This window comes from Hephaestia caeni (assembly GCF_003550065.1).
GTDB classification, from domain to species: domain Bacteria; phylum Pseudomonadota; class Alphaproteobacteria; order Sphingomonadales; family Sphingomonadaceae; genus Sphingomonas; species Sphingomonas caeni_A.
In genome coordinates this window covers 38072-58160 of the sequence record NZ_QXDC01000006.1, presented here as the reverse complement: position 1 = coordinate 58160, position 20089 = coordinate 38072, and the positions used below count along the sequence as shown (strand labels likewise).

General features: G+C 65.5%; 24 protein-coding genes. 14 read left to right on the top strand and 10 right to left on the bottom strand.

All coding sequences use genetic code 11. The features are described 5' to 3' along the window. Positions 1–84 precede the first annotated feature (84 nt). Entirely contained in the window at positions 85–2004 is a 1920-nt protein-coding gene (locus DFR49_RS20755) for a ribonucleoside-diphosphate reductase subunit alpha (protein ID WP_119037590.1), read from the top strand. A 113-nt stretch (positions 2005–2117) separates the two neighbouring features. Beyond that, positions 2118–2603, top strand: coding sequence for an endonuclease domain-containing protein (locus tag DFR49_RS20750; RefSeq protein WP_119037589.1), 486 nt, complete (start codon positions 2118–2120; stop codon positions 2601–2603). Between the two features lie 2 nt (positions 2604–2605). Here DFR49_RS20750 and DFR49_RS20745 read toward each other — a convergent pair whose 3' ends face one another. Then, positions 2606–2857, bottom strand: coding sequence for a DUF2171 domain-containing protein (locus DFR49_RS20745; RefSeq protein WP_119037588.1), 252 nt, complete (start codon positions 2855–2857; stop codon positions 2606–2608). An 84-nt stretch (positions 2858–2941) separates the two neighbouring features. Here DFR49_RS20745 and DFR49_RS20740 point away from each other — a divergent pair, with 84 nt between their 5' ends. The 6 genes from DFR49_RS20740 (at position 2942) to DFR49_RS20720 (ending at position 6938) form a co-directional block, all read left to right on the top strand. Then, positions 2942–3310 carry a hypothetical protein gene (locus DFR49_RS20740; RefSeq protein ID WP_245968681.1) on the top strand — a complete coding sequence of 123 codons (369 nt, stop codon included), beginning with the start codon at positions 2942–2944 and terminating at the stop codon, positions 3308–3310. Then, positions 3310–3519: a hypothetical protein gene (locus tag DFR49_RS20735; protein ID WP_119037587.1), complete on the top strand. Its 210-nt coding sequence runs from the start codon at positions 3310–3312 to the stop codon at positions 3517–3519. Before DFR49_RS20740 ends, DFR49_RS20735 begins: the two co-directional genes overlap by 1 nt. A 73-nt stretch (positions 3520–3592) precedes the next feature. Next, positions 3593–4651 (top strand): ribonucleotide-diphosphate reductase subunit beta, encoded by a 1059-nt coding sequence (locus DFR49_RS20730; protein ID WP_119037586.1) that lies wholly within the window; start codon positions 3593–3595, stop codon positions 4649–4651. A gap of 243 nt (positions 4652–4894) precedes the next feature. Next, positions 4895–5209 (top strand): hypothetical protein, encoded by a 315-nt coding sequence (locus DFR49_RS21780; protein WP_147373738.1) that lies wholly within the window; start codon positions 4895–4897, stop codon positions 5207–5209. A gap of 344 nt (positions 5210–5553) precedes the next feature. After that, the gene (locus DFR49_RS20725; RefSeq protein WP_119037585.1) at positions 5554–6201 is read left to right on the top strand and encodes an MT-A70 family methyltransferase; all 648 of its coding nucleotides are present in this window, start codon (positions 5554–5556) and stop codon (positions 6199–6201) included. Continuing rightward, the gene (locus DFR49_RS20720) at positions 6201–6938 is read left to right on the top strand and encodes a BglII/BstYI family type II restriction endonuclease (RefSeq protein WP_119037584.1); all 738 of its coding nucleotides are present in this window, start codon (positions 6201–6203) and stop codon (positions 6936–6938) included. The genes DFR49_RS20725 and DFR49_RS20720 overlap by 1 nt, the downstream gene beginning before the upstream one ends. Positions 6939–6944: 6 nt before the next feature. On the opposite strand, the gene DFR49_RS20715 is transcribed toward DFR49_RS20720, so the two are convergent. Next, the gene (locus tag DFR49_RS20715) at positions 6945–7523 is read right to left on the bottom strand and encodes a thermonuclease family protein (RefSeq protein WP_119037583.1); all 579 of its coding nucleotides are present in this window, start codon (positions 7521–7523) and stop codon (positions 6945–6947) included. A 497-nt stretch (positions 7524–8020) separates the two neighbouring features. Between DFR49_RS20715 and DFR49_RS20710 the strand changes: the two genes are divergently transcribed. Further along, the gene (locus DFR49_RS20710) at positions 8021–8215 is read left to right on the top strand and encodes a KTSC domain-containing protein (protein ID WP_211325961.1); all 195 of its coding nucleotides are present in this window, start codon (positions 8021–8023) and stop codon (positions 8213–8215) included. Positions 8216–8361: 146 nt separating this feature from the next. Here the strand turns inward: DFR49_RS20710 and DFR49_RS20705 are convergent, their stop codons facing one another. From DFR49_RS20705 to DFR49_RS20690, 4 genes are all read right to left on the bottom strand, one after another. Further along, on the bottom strand, positions 8362–9225 hold the full coding sequence (locus DFR49_RS20705; protein WP_245968680.1) for an RcnB family protein: 864 nt from the start codon (positions 9223–9225) through the stop codon (positions 8362–8364). 87 nt (positions 9226–9312) lie between these two features. Next, positions 9313–9795, bottom strand: coding sequence for a GAF domain-containing protein (locus DFR49_RS20700; protein WP_119037581.1), 483 nt, complete (start codon positions 9793–9795; stop codon positions 9313–9315). A 51-nt stretch (positions 9796–9846) separates the two neighbouring features. After that, positions 9847–10251, bottom strand: coding sequence for an alternative ribosome rescue aminoacyl-tRNA hydrolase ArfB (gene arfB, locus DFR49_RS20695; RefSeq protein ID WP_119037580.1), 405 nt, complete (start codon positions 10249–10251; stop codon positions 9847–9849). Continuing rightward, on the bottom strand, positions 10244–10891 hold the full coding sequence (locus tag DFR49_RS20690; protein WP_119037579.1) for an RluA family pseudouridine synthase: 648 nt from the start codon (positions 10889–10891) through the stop codon (positions 10244–10246). Before DFR49_RS20690 ends, arfB begins: the two co-directional genes overlap by 8 nt. Before the next feature lie 65 nt (positions 10892–10956). Between DFR49_RS20690 and DFR49_RS20685 the strand changes: the two genes are divergently transcribed. Continuing rightward, entirely contained in the window at positions 10957–11664 is a 708-nt protein-coding gene (locus DFR49_RS20685; RefSeq protein WP_170151077.1) for a M15 family metallopeptidase, read from the top strand. Between the two features lie 27 nt (positions 11665–11691). On the opposite strand, the gene wrbA is transcribed toward DFR49_RS20685, so the two are convergent. Both wrbA and DFR49_RS20675 read right to left on the bottom strand, forming a co-directional pair. Next, entirely contained in the window at positions 11692–12294 is a 603-nt protein-coding gene (gene wrbA / locus DFR49_RS20680) for an NAD(P)H:quinone oxidoreductase (protein ID WP_119037577.1), read from the bottom strand. A 56-nt stretch (positions 12295–12350) separates the two neighbouring features. Continuing rightward, the gene (locus tag DFR49_RS20675; protein WP_119037576.1) at positions 12351–13049 is read right to left on the bottom strand and encodes a pirin family protein; all 699 of its coding nucleotides are present in this window, start codon (positions 13047–13049) and stop codon (positions 12351–12353) included. Between the two features lie 89 nt (positions 13050–13138). Between DFR49_RS20675 and DFR49_RS20670 the strand changes: the two genes are divergently transcribed. Both DFR49_RS20670 and ctrA read left to right on the top strand, forming a co-directional pair. Further along, on the top strand, positions 13139–14065 hold the full coding sequence (locus tag DFR49_RS20670) for a LysR family transcriptional regulator (RefSeq protein WP_119037575.1): 927 nt from the start codon (positions 13139–13141) through the stop codon (positions 14063–14065). Between the two features lie 194 nt (positions 14066–14259). Next, entirely contained in the window at positions 14260–14967 is a 708-nt protein-coding gene (gene ctrA, locus DFR49_RS20665) for a response regulator transcription factor CtrA (protein ID WP_119037574.1), read from the top strand. 108 nt (positions 14968–15075) lie between these two features. Here ctrA and DFR49_RS20660 read toward each other — a convergent pair whose 3' ends face one another. Together DFR49_RS20660 and DFR49_RS20655 are read right to left on the bottom strand one after the other, a co-directional pair. After that, a complete protein-coding gene (locus DFR49_RS20660; protein WP_342768480.1) occupies positions 15076–15510 on the bottom strand; it encodes a GIY-YIG nuclease family protein in 435 nt (144 codons plus the stop codon). Between the two features lie 119 nt (positions 15511–15629). Next, positions 15630–17219 (bottom strand): amidohydrolase, encoded by a 1590-nt coding sequence (locus tag DFR49_RS20655; RefSeq protein WP_119037733.1) that lies wholly within the window; start codon positions 17217–17219, stop codon positions 15630–15632. A 253-nt stretch (positions 17220–17472) separates the two neighbouring features. Between DFR49_RS20655 and DFR49_RS20650 the strand changes: the two genes are divergently transcribed. Both DFR49_RS20650 and DFR49_RS20645 read left to right on the top strand, forming a co-directional pair. Further along, positions 17473–18717: a threonine ammonia-lyase gene (locus DFR49_RS20650; RefSeq protein ID WP_119037573.1), complete on the top strand. Its 1245-nt coding sequence runs from the start codon at positions 17473–17475 to the stop codon at positions 18715–18717. A 487-nt stretch (positions 18718–19204) separates the two neighbouring features. Next, the gene (locus DFR49_RS20645) at positions 19205–19984 is read left to right on the top strand and encodes an arginyltransferase (RefSeq protein WP_119037572.1); all 780 of its coding nucleotides are present in this window, start codon (positions 19205–19207) and stop codon (positions 19982–19984) included. Positions 19985–20089 lie beyond the last annotated feature (105 nt).

Below are 20089 nucleotides of genomic sequence, written 5' to 3'. Positions count from 1 at the left end.
GGCCGCCCCTGGTGTAGCATGGGGGTTCGCCCCCGATTCGATGCAGGCCGGGACGTGCCGGTACGAACAACGGGAGCCGTAGCGATGGATTTCAGGGACCAGGAACGCGAGGAAAGCATGGCCACCGATGCGATCGAAGCCGCCGCCGCGGGTGCCGCGGCCGCCGTCGGTGAGGCGCTCGCCGATACGTCCGCGGACCACGGCGCCCGCCCCCTGCCCTATCCGGTCGAGGTCGATCATGGCCGCGACGCGCTGTTGACCGAATTCGGCAAGGAGACGCTGCGCGACCGCTATCTGCTGCCGGGCGAGAGCTTCCAGGATCTGTTCGTGCGCGTCGCCAGCGCCTATGCCGACGATGCCGCCCACGCGCAGCGGCTCTATGATTATATCTCCAACCTGTGGTTCATGCCCGCGACGCCGGTGCTCTCGAACGGCGGCACCGGGCGCGGCCTGCCGATCTCCTGCTATCTCAATTCGGTGCCCGACAGCCTCGAAGGTATCGTCGATACCTGGAACGAGAACGTCTGGCTCGCCTCGCGCGGCGGCGGCATCGGCACCTATTGGGGCAATGTGCGCGGCATCGGTGAGCCGGTGGGGCTCAACGGCAAGACCAGCGGCATCATTCCGTTCGTGCGCGTGATGGACAGCCTGACGCTCGCGATCTCACAGGGCTCGCTGCGCCGCGGTTCGGCGGCCTGCTATCTCGATATCTCGCACCCCGAGATCGAGGAATTCCTCGAAATCCGCAAACCCTCGGGCGATTTCAATCGCAAGGCATTGAACCTGCATCACGGCGTGCTCATCCCCAACGCCTTCATGGAAGCGGTGCGCGACGGCGCCGAGTGGGAATTGAAGAGCCCCAAGGACGGGTCGACGCGCGGCTCGGTCGATGCGCGCGCGCTGTTCCAGAAACTGGTCGAGACGCGGCTGGCGACCGGCGAGCCCTATATCGTGTTCGCCGATCACGTGAACGACAACATGCCCAAGCATCACCGCGATGTGGGGCTCAAGGTCTCGACCTCGAACCTGTGCAGCGAGATCACGCTGCCCACCGGCAAGGATCACCTCGGCAACGATCGCACCGCGGTGTGCTGCCTCTCGTCCCTGAACCTCGAGACCTGGGATCAGTGGAAGGACGAGAAGGGCTTCATCGAGGATGTGATGCGCTTCCTCGACAACGTGCTCCAGGATTATATCGACCGCGCCGAGCCCGGCATGGCGCGTGCCGCTTATTCGGCCGCGCGTGAGCGTTCGGTGGGGCTCGGCGTGATGGGGTTCCACTCGTTCCTCCAGGCGCGCGGGCTGCCGTTCGAGGGCGCGATGGCGAAGAGCTGGAACCTCAAGATCTTCAAGCACATCAACGCGCAGGTCAACGAAGCCTCGATGATGCTCGCGCACGAGCGCGGCCCCTGCCCCGACGCCGCCGATCAGGGCGTGATGGAGCGTTTTTCGTGCAAGATGGCGATCGCGCCGACCGCGTCGATCAGCATCATCTGCGGCGGCACCAGCGCGTGCATCGAGCCGATCCCGGCCAATATCTACACGCACAAGACGCTGTCGGGATCGTGGTCGATCAAGAATCCGTATCTGGAAAAGCTGCTGATCGACAAGGCCAAGAACAGCGAAGCGGTGTGGAACACGATCCTCGAGCGCGGCGGCTCGGTCCAGCACCTCGATTTCCTGAGCCAGGAAGAAAAGGATTGCTACAAGACCAGCTTCGAGATCGATCAGCGCTGGCTGCTCGAACTCGCCGGCGATCGCGCGCCGTTCATCGATCAGGCGCAGAGCCTCAACCTGTTCATCCCGGCCGACGTCGAGAAATGGGATCTGCTGATGCTCCACTTCCGCGCGTGGGAACTGGGCATCAAGTCGCTTTATTATCTGCGCTCGAAATCGGTCCAGCGCGCAGGCTTCGCCGGCGGCGTGGAAGCCGACAACACGCCCGATCTGGCCAAGTTCGAGCTGGAATCGACCGATTACGACGAATGCCTGGCGTGCCAGTGAGGTGACGACGCCTTTCGCCCTCACCCTTCCGCGGCGTTGCCGCTCCCTCCCTCTCCCGCTGGGAGAGGGAAGGGGCCCGCGCCGCGCAGCGGCGTGGGAAGGGTGAGGGCGATATGCGTCTCTACGAAAACACCCCGACAGGCGCGGTAGCAAAAGCCCGCGATCTCCGCCGCAACGCAACCGACGCCGAAAAGCACCTCCGCTGTGCGCTCAAGCAAGCCTTCCCGTACCTGAAATGGCGTTTCCAGGTGCCGTTCGGCCGTTACGTCGCCGATTTCCTGTGCTTCTCCGCCAGGCTCGTCATCGAAGTCGATGGTGGCCAGCATGCCGAAGCCGACACCTACGACACCGCCCGCACGCGCTTCATCGAACGCGAAGGCTATCGCGTCCTGCGCTTCTGGAACAACGAGGTGTTGGAAAACACCGACGGCGTGATCGAGGCGATTCGGCGTTCCCTCTCCCTTTGGGAGAGGGAGGGAGCGGCGAAGCCGCGGAAGGGTGAGGGTGACAAGGAAAAGGGCGAGCTGACGAGCAACTCACCCTCACCTTCCCAGCCTGCGGCTGGGCCCCTTCCTCTCCCACAGGGAGAGGAATTATGATCTCACTCCGCTTCTTCGAACATGTCCTGCGCGTTCTGCGCGGTGGCGGACAGGCGCACCGCGTCGCCCTCGATATCAGCGACGAGGCCGACCGGGATGTAATGATGCTTCGCGCCCTCGCCGTCCGGCCCCTGCGGGCTGTCGGCCTTGGTCAGCTTGATCCGGTCGCCGTCGAGGTGGTCGACCGTGCCGACATGGACGCCATCCGCGCCGATCACGTTCATATGCTCCTTGATGCTGCTGGTATCGACCATCGTGATCCTCCTCATCTGCGTTCGGGGATCAAACGAGCCGCGCCGCGATTGGATGCATCGCCCACCGGCTGGAGGATGCCCCGCATGACCGATCCCGTCACCATCGCCGCGATCGCACGGCGCGCCGCAGCGAAGCTCACCCGCAGGCCGGCGCCGCGCCTGCGCACGTTCCTCACGCTTGCCCCCCTCGCCGCGCTCGCCGCCTGCGCGCGGCAGGTATCGAGCGCGGTCGAGCACGGCGCCGACACGCCCGGCTTCCTGCTGGGGCTCTGGCACGGCTTCATCTTCCCCGTCGCCTGGGTGCTGAGCCTGTTCATGCCCGATGTTGCGATCTACGCGGTGCCCAATAACGGCGGCTGGTACGATTTCGGCTATTTCGTCGGCATCGTGTTCCTCGGCGTCGGCGCGCGCAAGGGCGGCAAGACGGTCTATATCCGCACGAGGCGATCCTGATGGCCGCGGCCTTCTTCCTCGCCCCGCCCGTCCTGATGGGGATGACCGCCGCGGCGGCCGCGATCGCCGCGATCTACGTGACGACGCGCCCGGTGGTGACCGAACAGGGCGTCTACGCGCGCCGCCTCGTCGGCACGATGCTGGCGGCGCTGGCGCTCATCCTCGGCATCTTCTGCGTCGCATTGCTGTCCTGGGACGGCGCCGGGTGACGATGCCCGCCCCGCGCTTCCCGCCGTATGGCCCCGCCTTTTCCTCCGTTTCATCTTGCCAGGAGTAAGCTCCATGTCCCTCACCGAAGCCCGCAAGCAGTACAAGCCCTTCGAATATCCCTGGGCCTATGATTTCTGGAAGCGCCAGCAGCAGATCCACTGGATGCCCGAGGAAGTGCCCTTGGGCGAGGATTGCCGCGACTGGGCGCAGAAGCTCACCGATCACGAGCGCAACCTGCTGACGCAGATTTTCCGCTTCTTCACCCAGGCCGATATCGAGGTGCAGGATTGCTACCACGACAAATACGGCCGCGTGTTCAAGCCGACCGAGATCAAGATGATGCTCGCCGCTTTCTCCAACATGGAGACGGTCCACATCGCCGCCTACAGCCACCTGCTCGACACGATCGGCATGCCCGAGAGCGAATATGGCGCCTTCCTCGATTATGCCGAGATGAAGGACAAGCACGATTACCTCCAGCGCTTCGGCGTCGACACCGACGAGGATATCGCCAAGACGCTGGCGATGTTCGGCGGCTTCACCGAGGGGCTGCAGCTCTTCGCCAGCTTCGCGATGCTGATGAACTTCCCGCGCTTCAACAAGATGAAGGGCATGGGCCAGATCATCAGTTGGAGCGTGCGCGACGAGAGCCTGCACTGCGAAGGCATCATCCGCCTGTTCCACGCCTTCGCCAAGGAGCGCGATTGCCTCACCAAATCGGTCAAGGACGACATCCTCGACCAGTGCCAGACGACCGTGCGGCTGGAGGACGCCTTCATCGATCTCGCCTTTGAAATGGGGCCGGTGCCGGGGATGACGCCCAAGGAGATCAAGAAGTACATCCGCTACATCGCCGACTGGCGGCTGGGCCAGCTCGGCTTCAAGCCGATCTACATGATCGACGAACACCCCCTCCCCTGGCTCGCCCCGCTCCTGAACGGCGTCGAGCACGCCAACTTCTTCGAACAGCGCGCGACCGAATATTCCAAGGCCGCGACACGGGGGAACTGGAACGAGGTGTGGGACAGCTTCGACAAGCGCCAGAAGGCGAAGCTGGGCCCGGCCGCGAACGAAGACGGCGACGCCGGCGAGGGCGATATGTTCGACAAGGCGGGGATCGCGGCGGAGTGAGGTATTAGGCGAGGGGTATATTTAACCGATGTCGAACCGGGCTCGGCGCGAACGGGCTACGGCGCGACATTCGTTGCATGGCGCTTAATGAAAATGAGGTAAGCTGGGACCTTTACGATGCCGTCATACCGCTCGGATGAATGGAAGCGGCTACCAGCCGGCAGGACCCAACGGGCTCGCGCTCGAGCCGAGCGGGGCCCTCATCCTCTCGCCCATGTTGATCCGGATAAATGTTACGAATGGATGCGAGCTGATTGCGCAGGGCACGATGTCGCTCGGCAGGCGCGTGAAGACGGCTTAATCAGCACGATCACACAAATTTCGTCGGGGGCGCTACTTGCGATCCCCGGCCTAATTTTTGGTTCAGATTCTCGCTTTCCTTCGCTCGCGCAATCACCCATTCTTTACGTCGGCATCGGGCTGTTTTTAACTACATTGACATTGGCCATGACGGAACAGTTGATGTCCGGAAAAGCGTATGAACGCCAAAAGCAGATCGCATACGCATATTACACGCTCCAAAGCGAACGCAGCAGCGATTCAGCATTCGTGTTGTAGTTACGTAGAACCCGGCGCGCCACTTACATTGTGTTTGGGTTAGCGATTGTAGTATCGATGTGGGCGTTAATGACTTTGGAAAGAGCGCAAGATGGCCAATCCGCCAGCACCACCGCCACCGCCACCACCACCTCCTCCTCCCCCCCTCCACCTCCACCGCCGCCACCTCCACCGCCGGGTCCTCGATACAACGACGGCGGGGCTCAGAGGTCGGACCCGGGCTCCATTCCTCCTCCGCCGCCGAGAAGGTGAGCAAACGCCAAAATAACATCGCACTCGGCCGCCAATAGGACTATCCGACAAAGCGGATTGACCTTTACCGCGGGATCAGCAAGGATCTTGTTATGTTCTCCGCTGATCCCCTCACCGCACATCTCAATCTGATCCGCACCGCGCGGGGGCGGCGGTTCGGGACGATCCTCGCCGATCCACCGTGGCAGTTCCAGAACCGCACCGGCAAGGTCGCGCCCGAGCACAAAAGGCTCAACCGCTACGGCACGATGACGCTCGACGAGATTTGCGCGCTGCCGGTCGCCGACATCGCCGCCGAGCCGGCGCATCTCTATCTCTGGGTGCCCAACGCGCTGCTGCCCGACGGCCTGCGCGTGATGGAGGCGTGGGGCTTCCGCTATATTTCCAATATCGTCTGGCACAAGGTGCGCAAGGACGGGGGATCGGACGGGCGCGGCGTCGGCTTCTATTTCCGCAACGTCACCGAAATCCTGCTGTTCGGCGTGCGCGGCAAGAACGCCCGCACGCTCGCGCCGGGGCGCAGCCAGGTCAACATGATCCAGTCGCGCAAGCGCGAGCACAGCCGCAAGCCCGACGAGCAATACAAGATCATCGAGGATTGCAGTTGGGGGCCGTATCTCGAAATGTTCAGCCGCGGCAAGCGCAAGGGCTGGGAAGTCTGGGGCAACCAGGCTGACGAAGACTACAAACCCGATTGGAAGACCTACAACTATAATTCGGCGGTCGTGGCGGCGGAATAATGTTCGATCGATTACGCGACAACGGTTTCGACATTCTCTTTACGAGCCACGCCGAAGCGATTCTGATCCACGATTTTCCTGATCTGATCGACGAACTCGAAGGCGCGCTACTCAACATCTCGCTGCCGATGACTGAAATCATCGGCGGCGGCGGTGGCGAGGCGAAGATGACCCAGCGCCTCCGCCGCGGCCTCGCGGCGCTCAAATGGATCAAGCATAATTTCGAGTTGAAGAAGACCGTCGACGGCGTTGCCAAGGAATCGATCAGCCACGAGATCGATCACGTCCGCCGTGACAAAAGCGGCGTGTTCGCGCTCGAAATCGAATGGAACAACAAGGATCCGTTTTTCGACCGCGACCTCGAAAACTTCAAACGCCTCCATGCCGAAGGTGCGATCAGCATCGGCGGCATCGTTACTCGGGGCGAGGAAATGCAAGCGACGATGCGCGAACGCGTCGAGAAGTTCGCCGTCGATCGTGATATTCTCGATTTCGTGGGACTGGAAGAATTTGGCGCGGGCTCACCAACCAAGCCGCAGCGAAAGCAAATCCAAAAGGATCTCGACCGTCAGGTGCCATTCGCCAAGGCATGGTCACGAAAATTTACATCTGACAAATTCGGTCAGGCAACGACGCACTGGTCAAAACTCATTGACCGCGTACATCGCGGTGTCGGCAATCCCTGCCCGCTCGTCCTGATCGGCCTGCCGCCATCGATCATCGATATGGACGCTTAGCCCCCCTCAACACCACGGCGCCCGCCGCCCGCTCCATTCCCGCGCCAGCCCTTCCTTCACCAGTACCGCCCCCAGCGATCGCCCGTCGCGCTCGACGATCCTGAGCTTGCGCCCATAGCGATCGACATCGCGATCCGCCGCCACCAGCGTCACCGGCCCGGCATCGAGCAGCGCGCGCAGCCGCTCGGTCGCCGCCTTGCCCAGCCGCGCTTCCTCGGCGCAGCGCGGCGGGTGGGTCTCAGGGGCATCGATATCGGCGACACGCACCTTCTCGCCGTCGATCCAGAAGGTGTCGCCATCGACCACGCAATTCTCGCCGCCGCCGGTGAAGCACAGCCCGAACGATCGCGCCGCCATCGGCGTACCCGCCGGCGCCGGCGTCCCGGGCGCGTCGGCCTCGATACGTACCCGTTCGGCCATCGCCGCCGCTGTATCGAGCATGTCCCGCGCGCGCTCGGGCATCGCGATCGTCAGCGCCAGCCCCACCGCCGCCACGGCCAGCACCAGCGTGCCACCCCGGCCGCGCCGCCGCCTCGCCGCCCGCCGTGGGCGCCGCGCCCGGTGAAAATCCGAATCGTGTCTCATCGCTGTCGCACCCGCCTTTCGGCATTGCCGACAGCATCAAATCCGCATCCGCGCCGCCCGTCAGCGCCCAACCGAGTCCGTTCCGGGCCGAGCCGCCGCCAATCGCCTCCACGATGGCGGCATCTTTACGCGCGCTGCCCGGCACGGGCGTCCCCTCACGATCCAAGGAAAGAGCCTCTTCCCCGGCGAAGGCCGGGGTCCAGTTGAGGCGCCTCGGCGATGAACCGGATCGCCCTCGATATGCCTCACCGCCCGTCGCCGCCATAGCCGGTTCGTCACGCGCGCATCTGTCCTACATCAACCAATCAGGTTATAAACAGGCCATCAGCAACCCGAATACGCACCATTCTTGCGCCGCCGCGCGCATTCGGGAGCCGATCGCCTCGCGCACTACCCCGCCACGCCGTCAACTTGGGCGGCCATGCGTGCTCCCCGGCCGGCAACCGAAACCCCCGGTTTCGCGTTGGTTGCACATGGTTCGGGTCACATCATCCGCGATGCGCGACGTCGATTATGATCGCGCGCGGCGGCGGCTGTCGATCCGCTTCGCGCAAGGCGGATGGTACAGCTATTCGGGCGTGCCTCCGCGCGTTGCCGCCGGGCTGCTCGCGGCGCCGTCGCTGGGCCGCTATTTCCATGCGAGGATCCGCGATCGCTATCCGTTCCGCCGCCAGCGCGCGCGGCCGGGCTGACCTCCGGCGCCGCGATCCGGCGCCATCATCCGGCACACGCCGATCGGTCACCACGCGGCAATGTCCGCAAGCCGGTCCGGCGCGCAACGAAGCATGCCGGACCGACCCCCCAGAAACGCCTGCCCGTGAAGGCAGACGCAAGCGGCTTATCGCCGTGTCGTCGTTGTACGCGTTACCGTCTTGTGCGCAACCGTTTTGGTGCGGCCCGGCGCCGCCCGTTCGCCACGCGTGGTTTGTGCCGGTGTCGCCGCGGCCGTGGTGGTCGTCACCACCAGGGGCCGGGCGGGAATGGTGATCGTCGATTCGGTCCGCGGCGGGTAATAATAACCATCGGCGACGACGCCCGCGCAATCGCCGACGCACCGCGTCACGACCTGCGGCGGATAGGCGAGTGCCGGCCCGTCGAGCGGCTGCACGATCTCGGCGCGCGGGCCGAAACGGACCTCGGGCGGCGGGCCGTCATAACGCTGGTCGTATCCCGGCGGCGGCGGCGGTAGGGCATCATCCCGGGCGCTGCCGTCGTCATAACCGTCACGATAGCCGTCGTCATAGCCCTGGTCGTAACCGCCCCAATCCACATCGCCGCGACTGTCGCGCACCTGGCCCGAACGGTCGATCAGCACCGCATCGTCATAGTAACGCGACCAGCTATAGCCGCGCGGCGGCCGTGGCAGGCCGTAATCGGCCCAGTCCCACACCGTCCACGATGGCGACACCCAATAGCGCGGCAGCATCTCCCCGCGCACCGGCCGGCGATACGCCGTCCAGCCGCCGGGCGCGCCCGCGCCGCCATACCAGCGGTCGTCGATCGTCCCGCCCCAGCGCTGGTCGGGGCCGGTCCAGTGCCACGATCCGCCGCGCTGACCCTGCCAGCCCCCGTGCATCCGCGAATCGTGCATCTGGCCGCCGCCTTGCCAGTGTCCGCCGCCACGACTGCCGTGATGCTGCGCCCACGCAGGCGTGGCGAGCATTGCCGCCGACGCCGCCACTGCGATCTGGAATCCGCGCATTCCGCCTCCTCGCCATCTCTCGCTATCTCGCGGCAACGTCTATCATTGCGGCCGTATGGCGAAAAGTTGGCCGAGTCCCGAATTGGGTCAGCAAAGCCGCGCCGCCAGCAAGGCAGCAATCGCCTCGCATCCCGCTGCATCCTCGGCGTCGAAGCGGCCCCGATGCGGGCTGTCGAGATCGAGCACTCCGATCAGCCGATCGCCCGCGACGATCGGCACGACCAATTCCGAAGCACTCGCCGAATCGCACGCGATATGACCCGGAAAGGCGTTGACGTCCGCAACGAGCTGCGTCGCCCGATCGGCGGCGGCGGTGCCGCACACGCCGCTGCCGATCGCGATCCGGATGCACGCCGCCTTGCCCTGAAACGGCCCGAGCACCAGCTCGCCGTCGACCAGGCGATAGAAGCCCGCCCAGTTGAGATCGGGGAGGAACTGCCAGATCACTGCGGCGGCATTGGCCATGTTGGCGACGGCGTCGGGCTCGCCCGCGGTGATCGCGTCGATCGCGCCGAGCAGGTCGCGATAAAGCTCGGCCTTCGAACCGGCGGTGATGTCGAAATGATACATCGTATTTCCTATCGTTCCACTGGCGTTGCCGCACCGGCACGCTCCCCCACCCTAATCCAGCCGCACCCGGCCGCGCCCGGCCTTGATCGAACTGCGGCTTTTCTTGGCATCGACGCGGCGCGCCTTGGCGGCACGGCTCGGCTTGGTGGGGCGCCGCTTGATCGGGCGCTCGTGCGCCTTGGCGAGCAGATCGGCAAGCCGCGCCCGCGCATCGGCGCGGTTGGCCTCCTGCGTGCGAAAACGCCGCGCCGTGATCACGAGATCGCCGGCCCCGGTCATCCGGCTCCCCGCGAGCGTCTTCAAGCGCCGGTACACATCGGGTTCAAGCCCCAGCCGGAACACGTCGACGCGCAACTGGCACGCGGTCGCCACCTTGTTGACATTCTGTCCGCCTGGCCCGGTCGAGGCGAGGAACCGTTCCTCGATCGCGTCCTCGGGGATCGCGATCTCAGCCATCGAACCCCGCCTCGCGGAAGCGGTCGGGAAAAGGCGCGGTGGCGTCGATCGGCGGCTTGCCGTCGCGGGTGACGACGAGGTGCGCCGCATGGAGCAGAAACGACCCGCCGCCGCGGCCATAGACGGGATCGCCCGCCACCGGCACGCCCAGCCCTTCGGCGGCATGGACGCGGATCTGGTGGGTGCGCCCGGTTTCCGGCATGAATTCGACGAGCGTGCGCGCGTTCCTCGTCTCCAGCACCCGCCAGCGCGTGCGCGAGGGCTTGCCGTTGCGCGCGCCCGTCATCCGCCAGCCGCGCTCGGCGCTGCTCACCTTGACGAGCGCGATGTCGATCACGCCGTCTTCGCCTTCGGGCACGCCGTCGAGCACTGCGAGATAGCGTTTCTCCACCCGCCCTTCCTCGAACGCGCGCTGGAAGCGCTTGTGCGCCTTGGGGTTGCGCGCGAGCAGCAGGCAGCCCGAGGTGTCGCGGTCGAGCCGATGCACCGCCTGCGGCCAGCGCTTGAACCCGAAGGTCAAGCTTTCGAGATGGTTTTCGAGGCTGATCGATCCGTCGCGTGGCGGATCGACGGGCAGGCCCGACGGCTTGTCGAGGACGATGGCCTCGCCATCGAGGAAGATCACGCGGTCGCTGAGCATGGTCGCGCTCTTGCCACCAAGCGGTGGCTCATGCCAGAGCCGCGGCGTCTCGCAGGACAGGAATGATGCTGCTCCACTCCGCGCTTGCCGCGCTCACGCTCGTTGCCGCCGCCCCCGCCTCCGCCGGGCAGGCCGCGGACGCGCGCCTCTACGGCCACCTGCCCTATCCCGATGCGGACCCCGCGATGCTCGTCGCCGCGCCCGAAGGCTTCGACCTGCGCCAGCCGTGCCTGCTCCGCCGCGAGGTGATCCCCGATCTGACCGCGCTGATCGCCGCGGCGCACGCGGCGGGCGTCGCGGGCACGGTGCAGGGGGTGTCGTGCTACCGCTCGGCGGCGCACCAGCGCGCGGTGTTCTGCGCCACCGACCCGGATGGCAATGCCCGCTGCACCGAGCCCGCGAAACGCGCGATGAGTGTCGCGCCGCCGGGCCACAGCGAGCATTCGACCGGCTATGCGATCGATTTCGGCACGCGGCCGTCGCCGGGCTGCGACGATGTCGAATATTGCTTCGACCGTACCCCGCTCGGACAATGGCTGCTCAAGCACGCGACCGAATATGGCTTCGAACTGTCGTTCCCGTGGAGGAACCCGCAGGGCGTGACCTGGGAGCCGTGGCACTGGCGCTGGGTCGGCCGGTCGGCGACCGAACCCGGCGCGCGGGCGGCGCGACTGCTGTTCGCCACCGCCCGCGCTGATTTTCCGGCCAAGCCGCGCCTTCCCAATCTGGTCGTGCGCGTCGTTTCGCAGCCGCCGGTGCCCGGATCGAACTGACCCTCGTTGAGAGGTCCGGCCGATGCCTCAGGCCGCCAGCTTGACCGCCATTTCCGCGATCCGCTTGCCCTGATAGCGCGCGCCGCCCAGATCGATCTCGCTCGGCTGGCGGCTGCCGTCGCCGTCGGCGATCGTGGAGGCTCCGTACGGGGTGCTGCCGTGGACTTCCTTCACGCCGGTCTGCCCCGCATAACCATAATCGAGGCCGACCACCGCCAGCCCGAAATGGAGCAGGTTGGTGATGATCGAGAACAGTGTCATTTCCTGCCCGCCATGCTGGGTCGCGGTCGAGGTGAACGCGCCGCCGACCTTGCCGTTGAGCTTGCCCGACGCCCACAGCCCGCCGGCGGTGTCGAGGAACGCCGCCATCTGGCTTGGCATCCGGCCGAAGCGCGTCGGCGCGCCGATGATGATCGCATCGTAATCGGCGAGCGCATTGGCGCTTTCGATCATCGGGTGCGCCGTATCGGCCTTGAAACCGGCCGCGGCGACGACCGCAGCAGGCGCGGTTTCGGGCACACGGCGGATATCCACCTCGGCGCCGCCGGCGCGCGCGCCTTCGGCGACCGCGTCGGCCATCTGCTCGATATGGCCGTAGGACGAATAATAGAGAACGAGAACCTTGGTCATTGGGTGGCTCCTTTGCCGGTGTGATAATCCCCTCCCGCGTGCGGGAGGGGGAATTGCTATTCCGCGTCGACGAGGACGATTTCGGCGTCGTCGATTGCGGTGATGGTGACGGTCTGGCCGCCCGACAGCGCCGCACCGTCGCGAGCATCGAAGCGCACGCCGTCGATCTCGATCGCGCCGGTCGCGGCGACGAGATAGGCGTGCCGCCCTTCGCCGACGGTGTGCGTCAGGCTTTCGCCCGCCTTGATCGTCGCGCCGAGCACGCGGGCATCGGCGCGGATCGGCAGAGCACCGTCATCGCCCTCGAACCCGCTCGCCAGCGTGACGAACTGACCCGAGCGATCGGCCTTCGGAAAGGGCTTGGCGCCCCAGGACGGGCTGCCGCCCGCCCGCTTGGGCTCGATCCAGATCTGGAACAGCGTCGTCGTCTCGCCCTCCAGATTATATTCGGCGTGGCGCACGCCGGTGCCCGCGCTCATCACCTGGACGTCGCCCGCCGCGGTGCGGCCCTGGTTCCCCATCGAATCCTGGTGCGTGATCGCGCCCGAACGGACATAGGTGATAATCTCCATGTCGCGGTGCGGATGCGCCGGAAAGCCCGAATTGGGGCCGATTTCGTCGTCGTTCCACACCCGGATCGCGCCCCAGCCCATCCGGTTGGGGTCATAATAATTGGCGAAGGAAAAATGGTGGCGCGCGTTGAGCCAGCCGTGATCGGCATGGCCAAGGCTGTCGAAGCTGCGTTTCTCGATCATGTTCCTGTCTCCCGAAGGATTGCTTGGCCCCAAGATAGGGCGCATGATCGAGGCGTAAACGGAAACGTTAGAAACGGATTGTTTCGAAAATGCGCCTGCCTGATTTCGAAGCCTGGGCGATCTTCGCCGCCGTGGTCGAGCATCGCTCGTTCAGCGCCGCCGCGGAGGCGATCGGCATTTCGAAGGCGACCGTCTCGAAGGCGGTATCGCGGCTCGAGACGCATCTCGGCACCAGCCTGTTCCATCGCACATCGCGGCGGCTGACCCTCACCGAGAGCGGCAAGGCGCTCGCCGACCATGCGCGCCGCATCGTCGCCGAGGGCGAGGCGGCCGAGGAAGCCGCGCGCGACAGCGCGACGCTGCCCGCGGGGCTCGTCCGTGTCGCCGCGCCGATGACCTTCGGCATGGCCTATCTCGCGCCCGTCATCGCAGAATTCCTCGAAGCGCATCCGGGGATCGAGATCGACCTCAACCTTTCCGACGCGCAGGTGGACATCGTCGCCGAGGGGTTCGACGTTGCACTGCGCATCGCCGCCCTGCCCGATTCGTCGCTGCGCGCGCGCCGCCTGTGCGGGATCGCGGTGCATGTCGTCGCCGCGCCCGCCTATCTCGACAAGCATGGCCGCCCGACGCACCCTGCCCAACTCGCCGAGCACGAATGCATCGGCTATACCAATGCGCCCGGCGCGGCGTGGCGTTTCACCGGTCCGGGCGGTGAGGAAGCGGCGGTGCGGCCAACGGGACGGCTGATGAGCAACAGCGGCGACGCGATGCTCCCGGCGCTGCGCGGCGGATTGGGGATCGCACGCCTGCCGGGCTTCATCGTCGACGCCGATATCGCCACGGGCACGCTCGAGCCGATCCTCACCGATTGGCGGCCCCCGCCCATCGCGCTCCACCTGATGACGCCGCCGAGCCCGCTCCGCCCCGCACGCGTCGAAGCGCTGATCGATTTCCTCGCGACGCGCTTTCGCGACCTCGGCGTTCGCGATGCCGACGCCCGCCCGCGATCTTAGGAAAATGGCCCGCAAGCGCGCGGTCGCGACCGCGCCGATAACGATTCGATAACCTCCAGAGCCCCGCGACTCGCGCAGTTCTGCGGCTTAAGACCAAATTAACCTTTTGCCTTCAGACCTTATTTGGTTAATGAGGGTGCCGGGATACGCTGGGCCAGGGGCGGCTCAACGCGACGGCAACAGGGGATAAGCTCATGCGCGTGCTGCTGATCGAGGACGAGCCGACAACGGCGAAGGCGATCGAGCTGATGCTCTCGACCGAAGGGTTCAACGTCTACACCACCGATCTGGGTGAGGAAGGCCTCGATCTCGGCAAGCTCTACGATTACGACATCATCCTGCTCGATCTCAACCTGCCGGATATGCACGGTTACGACGTGCTCAAGAAGCTCCGCGTCGCCCGCGTGCAAACGCCGGTGCTGATCCTGTCGGGCGTCAGCGAGATGGATTCGAAGGTCCGCAGCTTCGGCTTCGGCGCCGACGATTACGTCACCAAGCCGTTCCATCGCGAAGAACTGGTCGCGCGCATCCACGCCGTCGTCCGCCGTTCGAAGGGGCACAGCCAGTCGGTCATCAAGACCGGCAAGCTCGCGGTCAATCTCGATGCCAAGACGGTCGAGGTCGATGGCGCGCGCGTCCATCTGACGGGCAAGGAATATGCGATGCTGGAGCTGCTCTCGCTCCGCAAGGGCACCACGCTCACCAAGGAAATGTTCCTCAACCACCTCTACGGCGGGATGGACGAGCCCGAACTCAAGATCATCGACGTCTTCATCTGCAAGCTCCGCAAGAAGCTGAGCATGGCGTGCGACGGTGACAATTACATCGAGACCGTCTGGGGCCGCGGCTACGTGCTGCGCGAACCCGAAGAAGAAAAGCTGCCGCAAGCCGCGGTTGCGTAATCTCCGATCACCCGAGCGGGCGGCCGCGGCGTCGGGGGGCGCCGCGGCCGTTTTTTTTGGGAAATCGTCATGCCGGACTCGTTCCGGCATCCAACGAGCGGCCGGGCGCTAGCTCAACGGCTCCAGCCCCAACCCTACCGCGAGATCATTCCATTCCGGATTCGTGCGCTCGATCAGATTGCACGTCCAGTCGCGCGGCCATTTCTTGATCGTCTTTTCGCGCGCGATAGCGGTCTCCATCGTCTCGCCTACGTCGTACCAGACGAGCAGTTCGCAACCGTAGCGCTTGGTAAAACCCTCGAACGTCCCCTCGCGGTGCTGCATGACACGGCCGACGAGGTTGGAGGTCACGCCGACATAGAGCGTGCCGAGAAATCCGCTCGCCATCATGTAAACGCAGGGCAACCTTTCCCGCATGGCCTCGGTGTGCGGCACGTTGGATGCCGGAACAAGTCCGGCATGACAGAAAATGTCCCACATCATCCTGCCGCCCACCCACGTTTGCTCGACCTGCATCGTTCGCAGTCGGATTGGGCTTGCCACTGTTTCCATACAGATCCGTCACCCCGGACTTGTTCCGGGGTCCAACAAGCCTCGGGCAATATCGCTCGTGGATAATTGGATGCCGGCACAAGTCCGGCATGACCGCAAGGGGCCGCCCCCTACTGCCGTTTCCACATCATCTTGCCGCCCACCCAGGTCTGCTCGACCTGCATGTTCCACAGGTCGCTGGCGGTCGCGAGCAGGGGATCGGCGTCGACGATGATGAAATCCGCCCACAGCCCCGGCGCAAGGCGGCCGATCCGGTCTTCGGCGAACGCGGCATAGGCGCCGCCCATCGTATAGGCGCGCCATGCCTCCTCGCGGGTGATGCGTTCCTGCGGCTGCCACCCGCCGAACGGCTGGCCGGCGCCGTCGGCGCGCGTGAAGCCCGCGACCCAGCCGTGGAAGGGGTTGAAATCGTCGTTGGGATAATCCGACCCGAAGGCGAGCGGCACCTTGTTCTCGAGCATCGAATGCCACGCATAGGCGCCCGCGAGCCGGCCCGGCCCCAGTCGCGCCTCGGCCATCGTCCGATCCGACAGCGCATGGATCGGCTGCATCGAGGCGATGATGCTGCCCTTGCCGAAGCGCGGGAGATCGGCGGGGTCGACGATCTGCGCGTGTTCGATCCGCCAGCGGCGATCACCCTTGTAGGTGTCCGACACCGCCTCGATCGCGTCGAGCGCCTCGGCGTTGGCCTTGTCGCCGATCGCATGGACCGCGACCTGGAAGCCGTCCATCGCCGCGCGGCTCATCAGGTTCTTGAGCTGCGCATCGGTGAGCAGGCACTGCCCGCTTTGCTTCGGCGCGTCGGCATAAGGTGCCTTGAGACACGCCCCGCGCGACCCCAACGCCCCGTCCGCGAACAATTTGACGCCGCCCATCTTGAGCTTGTCGTCGTAGAGCCAGGGCGACGGGCTGCCGCCGGCGGCGCGGTTCGCGGTCTGGATGCTGTCGGCATAGCTCAAGATGCGGATGCGCAGCAGGTTCTTGTCGGCAACCCGGCGATAGACCAGCCAGTCGTCGAGCGTGGTGCGCATGTCGGCGGTGGCCGTGATGCCTTTCGACAACAGCATCTGCTGCGCCTGGATGAACGCCAGATCGCGTTCGCGTGCGAGCGGCTGCGGCACCGCCTGCATGATCATCAGCCGCGCCGCATCGGTGAGGATGCCGTTTTCGATCCGCCCGCCCGGCGGCGCCTTGGTCGCGGGCGTGATCCCCGCCGCCTTGAGCGCCGCCGAATTGACCCACACCGCATGGCTGTCGATCCGCGTCAGCGCGACCGGACGATCACCGGCCACCGCGTCAAGCTCGGCCGCGGTCGGGAAACGACCCAGCCCCCATTTCTCCTGATCCCAGCCGCCGCCGAGGATCCACGTCCGCTCGGGATTGGCCTCGGCATAGGCCGCGATCTTCGCCTGCGCCTCGGCCAGCGAATGCGTGTCGGAAAGGTCGAGTTCCATCGACCGGAACCCCAGGTCCATGATGTGCCCGTGCGCGTCGACGAACCCCGGCAGCATCACCTTGCCGTGCATGTCGGTGCGCCAGTCGAGCTTTTCGGGGCGCTTGTCCTTGCGGCCGAGCAGCTTGGTGATGCGCCCGTCGGTCGTCATCAACAGGCCGGTGAAGTGGATGACGTCGCCGTCCTCGTCGAGCGTGATGCCGTTGACATTGTCGATCAGCGCATCGGCCTGCGCGGGCACGGCCATCAGCAATGCGGCCAGCGCCGCGATCGGTCGCGAGAACAAAAGCTTCACTCGGGCATTCTCCAGCGCGGTCGTGGTCTGCGCGATCACATGAGGGACGCAATCGCATAAGGGGTGTTCCGCCGACGCGCCAGATGGTCTAGGCGGGCCACGCAGCCTCCGTTCGTGCCGAGCTTGTCGAAGCACCGCCGATTCCGTCGACGGATCGGAGGGAAACACCGCCCTTCGACAAGCTCAGGGCAAACGGAAGAACCAGATGGCAACGCACGCAACCGCATCCGCCCCCGCCCTCCCCGTTTCGATCGAGGATATTCGCGCGGCGCACATGCGGATTGCCGATGCCATCGTGCGCACGCCGACGCTGGTCAGCAAGACGCTGTCGGAAATGACCGGCGCCAAGGTCTATCTCAAGTTCGAAAATCTCCAGTTCACCGCGGCCTACAAGGAGCGTGGCGCGCTCAACACCTTGCTCCAGCTCGATGAGGCGGCGCGCGCCAAGGGCGTGATCGCGGCCTCGGCAGGCAACCACGCGCAAGGCGTCGCCTATCACGCGCATCGACTCGGAATCCCCTCAACGATCGTCATGCCCAGAAACACGCCGACGGTGAAAGTGACGCAGACCGAAGGCCACGGCGCGACCGTGATCCTCGAAGGCGACACGTTCGACGCGGCTTATGCGCACGCCCGCGAACTGGAGGCCGAGCGCGGCTACACCTTCGTCCACCCGTTCGACGATCCGCGCATCATCGCCGGCCAAGGCACGACCGCGATCGAGATGCTCGAGGACGCACCCTATATCGACACCTTCGTCACGCCGATCGGCGGCGGCGGATTGATCTCGGGCATGGCGACGGTCGCGCGGGCCTCGGGCCGGGATATCGAGGTGATCGGCGTCCAGGCCGAACTGTTCCCGTCGATGTACAACCGCATCAACGGCACGAACATGGCGTGCGCGGGCGATACGCTGGCCGAAGGCATCGCGGTCAAGGCGCCGGGCCAGATCACCGGCCGCATGGTCGAGGCGCTGGTCGACGATATCGTGCTGGTCAGCGAGCGCAGCCTCGAAGAAGCGGTGAGCCTGCTGCTCCAGATCGAAAAGACCGTCGTCGAGGGTGCGGGCTCGGCGGGGCTGGCGGCGCTGCTCGCTTATCCCGAGCGCTTCAAGGGCAAGACCGTCGGCATCGTCCTGTGTGGCGGCAATATCGACACCCGATTGCTCGCCAACGTGCTGCTGCGCGATCTCGCGCGCTCGGGGCGCCTCGCGCGGCTGCGTATCCGGCTCCAGGATCAGCCCGGCGCGCTCTACAATGTCGCGCGGATCTTCGATCAGCAGCGCGCCAACATCATCGAAGTCTATCACCAGCGCGTCTTCACGACGCTGCCCGCCAAGGGGTTGATCACCGATATCGAGTGCGAGACACGCGACGCGAAGCATCTCGACCGGCTGATCGAGGCGCTGCGCACCGGCGGTTACGAGGTGAGCCAGGTCGAACTGGCTTGAGCGGCGTTTTCGATTGAAGGCCGCACCAGCCCGCTCCCCCACCCGACCTCCCACACAGTATAATCGCATGGGAGCCCGGGTGGGGGGGAGCGGGCCGGTGCGGCTCCAGCGCCACAAATACGTGACGAGTGGAATCGTGCCTGCGGCGAAGCGAGTCACGGGACTCTTCCCGTCGAGTCCCCCACAGGCGTAGGTTGGTCGGTGCGGGGTTAGTCACTGTATCCGCAATGCTGCCGGGGGCATCTTCGGCGGCGGTTCGTGCGCGGCTCTGGACACACCGTAGGTGTTTCGGGTCGCAACCTGTCGGGGTCGCGCATGAACTGCGGTATCGGCGCCTTGGCTTGATGCCAGGTCCGCTCGCCCCGCCCTTACGATGACAAACACCGCATTAACCCTCTTTCATGGTAAAGCGGCTTTTCATCACGATTCATCCGATTCATACTGGCGCCGACGCGACCGCTTTCGTCGCGGGCCAGAGGACGCAACGGTGACCGCTCCATTCCGATTTCCGCGGTTCTTCGTAACCAGCCCATCGCCCTGCCCCTATCTGCCGGGGCGGCAGGAGCGGAAGGTGTTCACCGAGCTTTCCGGGCCCCACGCGGCCGAATTGAACGACGCGCTGGGTCGGATCGGGTTTCGCCGCAGCCAGGCGGTCGCGTATCGTCCGAGCTGCGCAGGCTGCACCGCGTGCCAGTCGGTTCGCGTCGTCGCCAACGAATTCCACGCCAACGCCACCCAGCGCCGCGTATTGCGGCGCAATGCCGATCTCGACGTGCGCGCCTGCCGGCCGTGGGCGACCGACGAGCAATATGATCTGCTGCGCCGCTATCTCGCGGTGCGGCATCCCGGCGGCGGCATGGCGAACATGGACGAGGGCGATTATGCCGACATGGTCGAGCAGAGCCCGGTCACCTCGTTCGTGATCGAATATCGCGAGCCTGCGCCCGCAGGCGGGAAGGGCCAGCTCGTCGGCGCCTGCCTCACCGATCGCCAGGCCGACGGGCTATCGATGATCTACAGCTTCTTCGATCCCGATCATGCCGAGCGCCACGGCCTCGGCAATTTCATCATCATGGATCACATCCTGCGCGCGCGCGCGGTGGGCCTGCCCTATATCTATCTCGGCTATTGGGTGAAGGGATCGCGCAGCATGGCGTACAAGACGCGCTATCGCCCGATCGAGGTGCTCGGCCCGCACGGCTGGCGGCTCATGCCCGAGGATGAGGAAGCGCCCGCCCGACGGATACGCGAAGACCAATTGGCCTGAGCAACCTCCTTCGTCACCCCGGACCTGTTCCGGGGTCCAACTCTCGACCGCGAGCGTCCTCGCTTGTTGAACCTTGGATGCCGGAACAAGTCCGGCATGACGAAC

What these genes read in the sequence shown, in the direction of transcription:
- DFR49_RS20725 (WP_119037585.1), top strand. Translation starts at nt 5,554, where the DNA reads ATGTTCTCCGCTGATCCCCTCACCGCACATCTCAATCTGATCCGCACC.
- DFR49_RS20670 (WP_119037575.1), top strand. Translation starts at nt 13,139, where the DNA reads ATGCGCCTGCCTGATTTCGAAGCCTGGGCGATCTTCGCCGCCGTGGTC.
- DFR49_RS20750 (WP_119037589.1), top strand. Translation starts at nt 2,118, where the DNA reads ATGCGTCTCTACGAAAACACCCCGACAGGCGCGGTAGCAAAAGCCCGC.
- DFR49_RS20650 (WP_119037573.1), top strand. Translation starts at nt 17,473, where the DNA reads ATGGCAACGCACGCAACCGCATCCGCCCCCGCCCTCCCCGTTTCGATC.
- wrbA (WP_119037577.1), bottom strand. Translation starts at nt 12,294, where the DNA reads ATGACCAAGGTTCTCGTTCTCTATTATTCGTCCTACGGCCATATCGAG.
- DFR49_RS20700 (WP_119037581.1), bottom strand. Translation starts at nt 9,795, where the DNA reads ATGTATCATTTCGACATCACCGCCGGTTCGAAGGCCGAGCTTTATCGC.
- ctrA (WP_119037574.1), top strand. Translation starts at nt 14,260, where the DNA reads ATGCGCGTGCTGCTGATCGAGGACGAGCCGACAACGGCGAAGGCGATC.
- DFR49_RS21780 (WP_147373738.1), top strand. Translation starts at nt 4,895, where the DNA reads ATGCGAGCTGATTGCGCAGGGCACGATGTCGCTCGGCAGGCGCGTGAA.
- DFR49_RS20655 (WP_119037733.1), bottom strand. Translation starts at nt 17,219, where the DNA reads ATGGCCGTGCCCGCGCAGGCCGATGCGCTGATCGACAATGTCAACGGC.
- DFR49_RS20730 (WP_119037586.1), top strand. Translation starts at nt 3,593, where the DNA reads ATGTCCCTCACCGAAGCCCGCAAGCAGTACAAGCCCTTCGAATATCCC.
- DFR49_RS20690 (WP_119037579.1), bottom strand. Translation starts at nt 10,891, where the DNA reads ATGCTCAGCGACCGCGTGATCTTCCTCGATGGCGAGGCCATCGTCCTC.
- arfB (WP_119037580.1), bottom strand. Translation starts at nt 10,251, where the DNA reads ATGGCTGAGATCGCGATCCCCGAGGACGCGATCGAGGAACGGTTCCTC.
- DFR49_RS20710 (WP_211325961.1), top strand. Translation starts at nt 8,021, where the DNA reads ATGCGCGACGTCGATTATGATCGCGCGCGGCGGCGGCTGTCGATCCGC.
- DFR49_RS20740 (WP_245968681.1), top strand. Translation starts at nt 2,942, where the DNA reads ATGACCGATCCCGTCACCATCGCCGCGATCGCACGGCGCGCCGCAGCG.
- DFR49_RS20675 (WP_119037576.1), bottom strand. Translation starts at nt 13,049, where the DNA reads ATGATCGAGAAACGCAGCTTCGACAGCCTTGGCCATGCCGATCACGGC.
- DFR49_RS20755 (WP_119037590.1), top strand. Translation starts at nt 85, where the DNA reads ATGGATTTCAGGGACCAGGAACGCGAGGAAAGCATGGCCACCGATGCG.
- DFR49_RS20705 (WP_245968680.1), bottom strand. Translation starts at nt 9,225, where the DNA reads ATGCGCGGATTCCAGATCGCAGTGGCGGCGTCGGCGGCAATGCTCGCC.
- DFR49_RS20685 (WP_170151077.1), top strand. Translation starts at nt 10,957, where the DNA reads ATGCTGCTCCACTCCGCGCTTGCCGCGCTCACGCTCGTTGCCGCCGCC.
- DFR49_RS20720 (WP_119037584.1), top strand. Translation starts at nt 6,201, where the DNA reads ATGTTCGATCGATTACGCGACAACGGTTTCGACATTCTCTTTACGAGC.
- DFR49_RS20745 (WP_119037588.1), bottom strand. Translation starts at nt 2,857, where the DNA reads ATGGTCGATACCAGCAGCATCAAGGAGCATATGAACGTGATCGGCGCG.
- DFR49_RS20715 (WP_119037583.1), bottom strand. Translation starts at nt 7,523, where the DNA reads ATGAGACACGATTCGGATTTTCACCGGGCGCGGCGCCCACGGCGGGCG.
- DFR49_RS20735 (WP_119037587.1), top strand. Translation starts at nt 3,310, where the DNA reads ATGGCCGCGGCCTTCTTCCTCGCCCCGCCCGTCCTGATGGGGATGACC.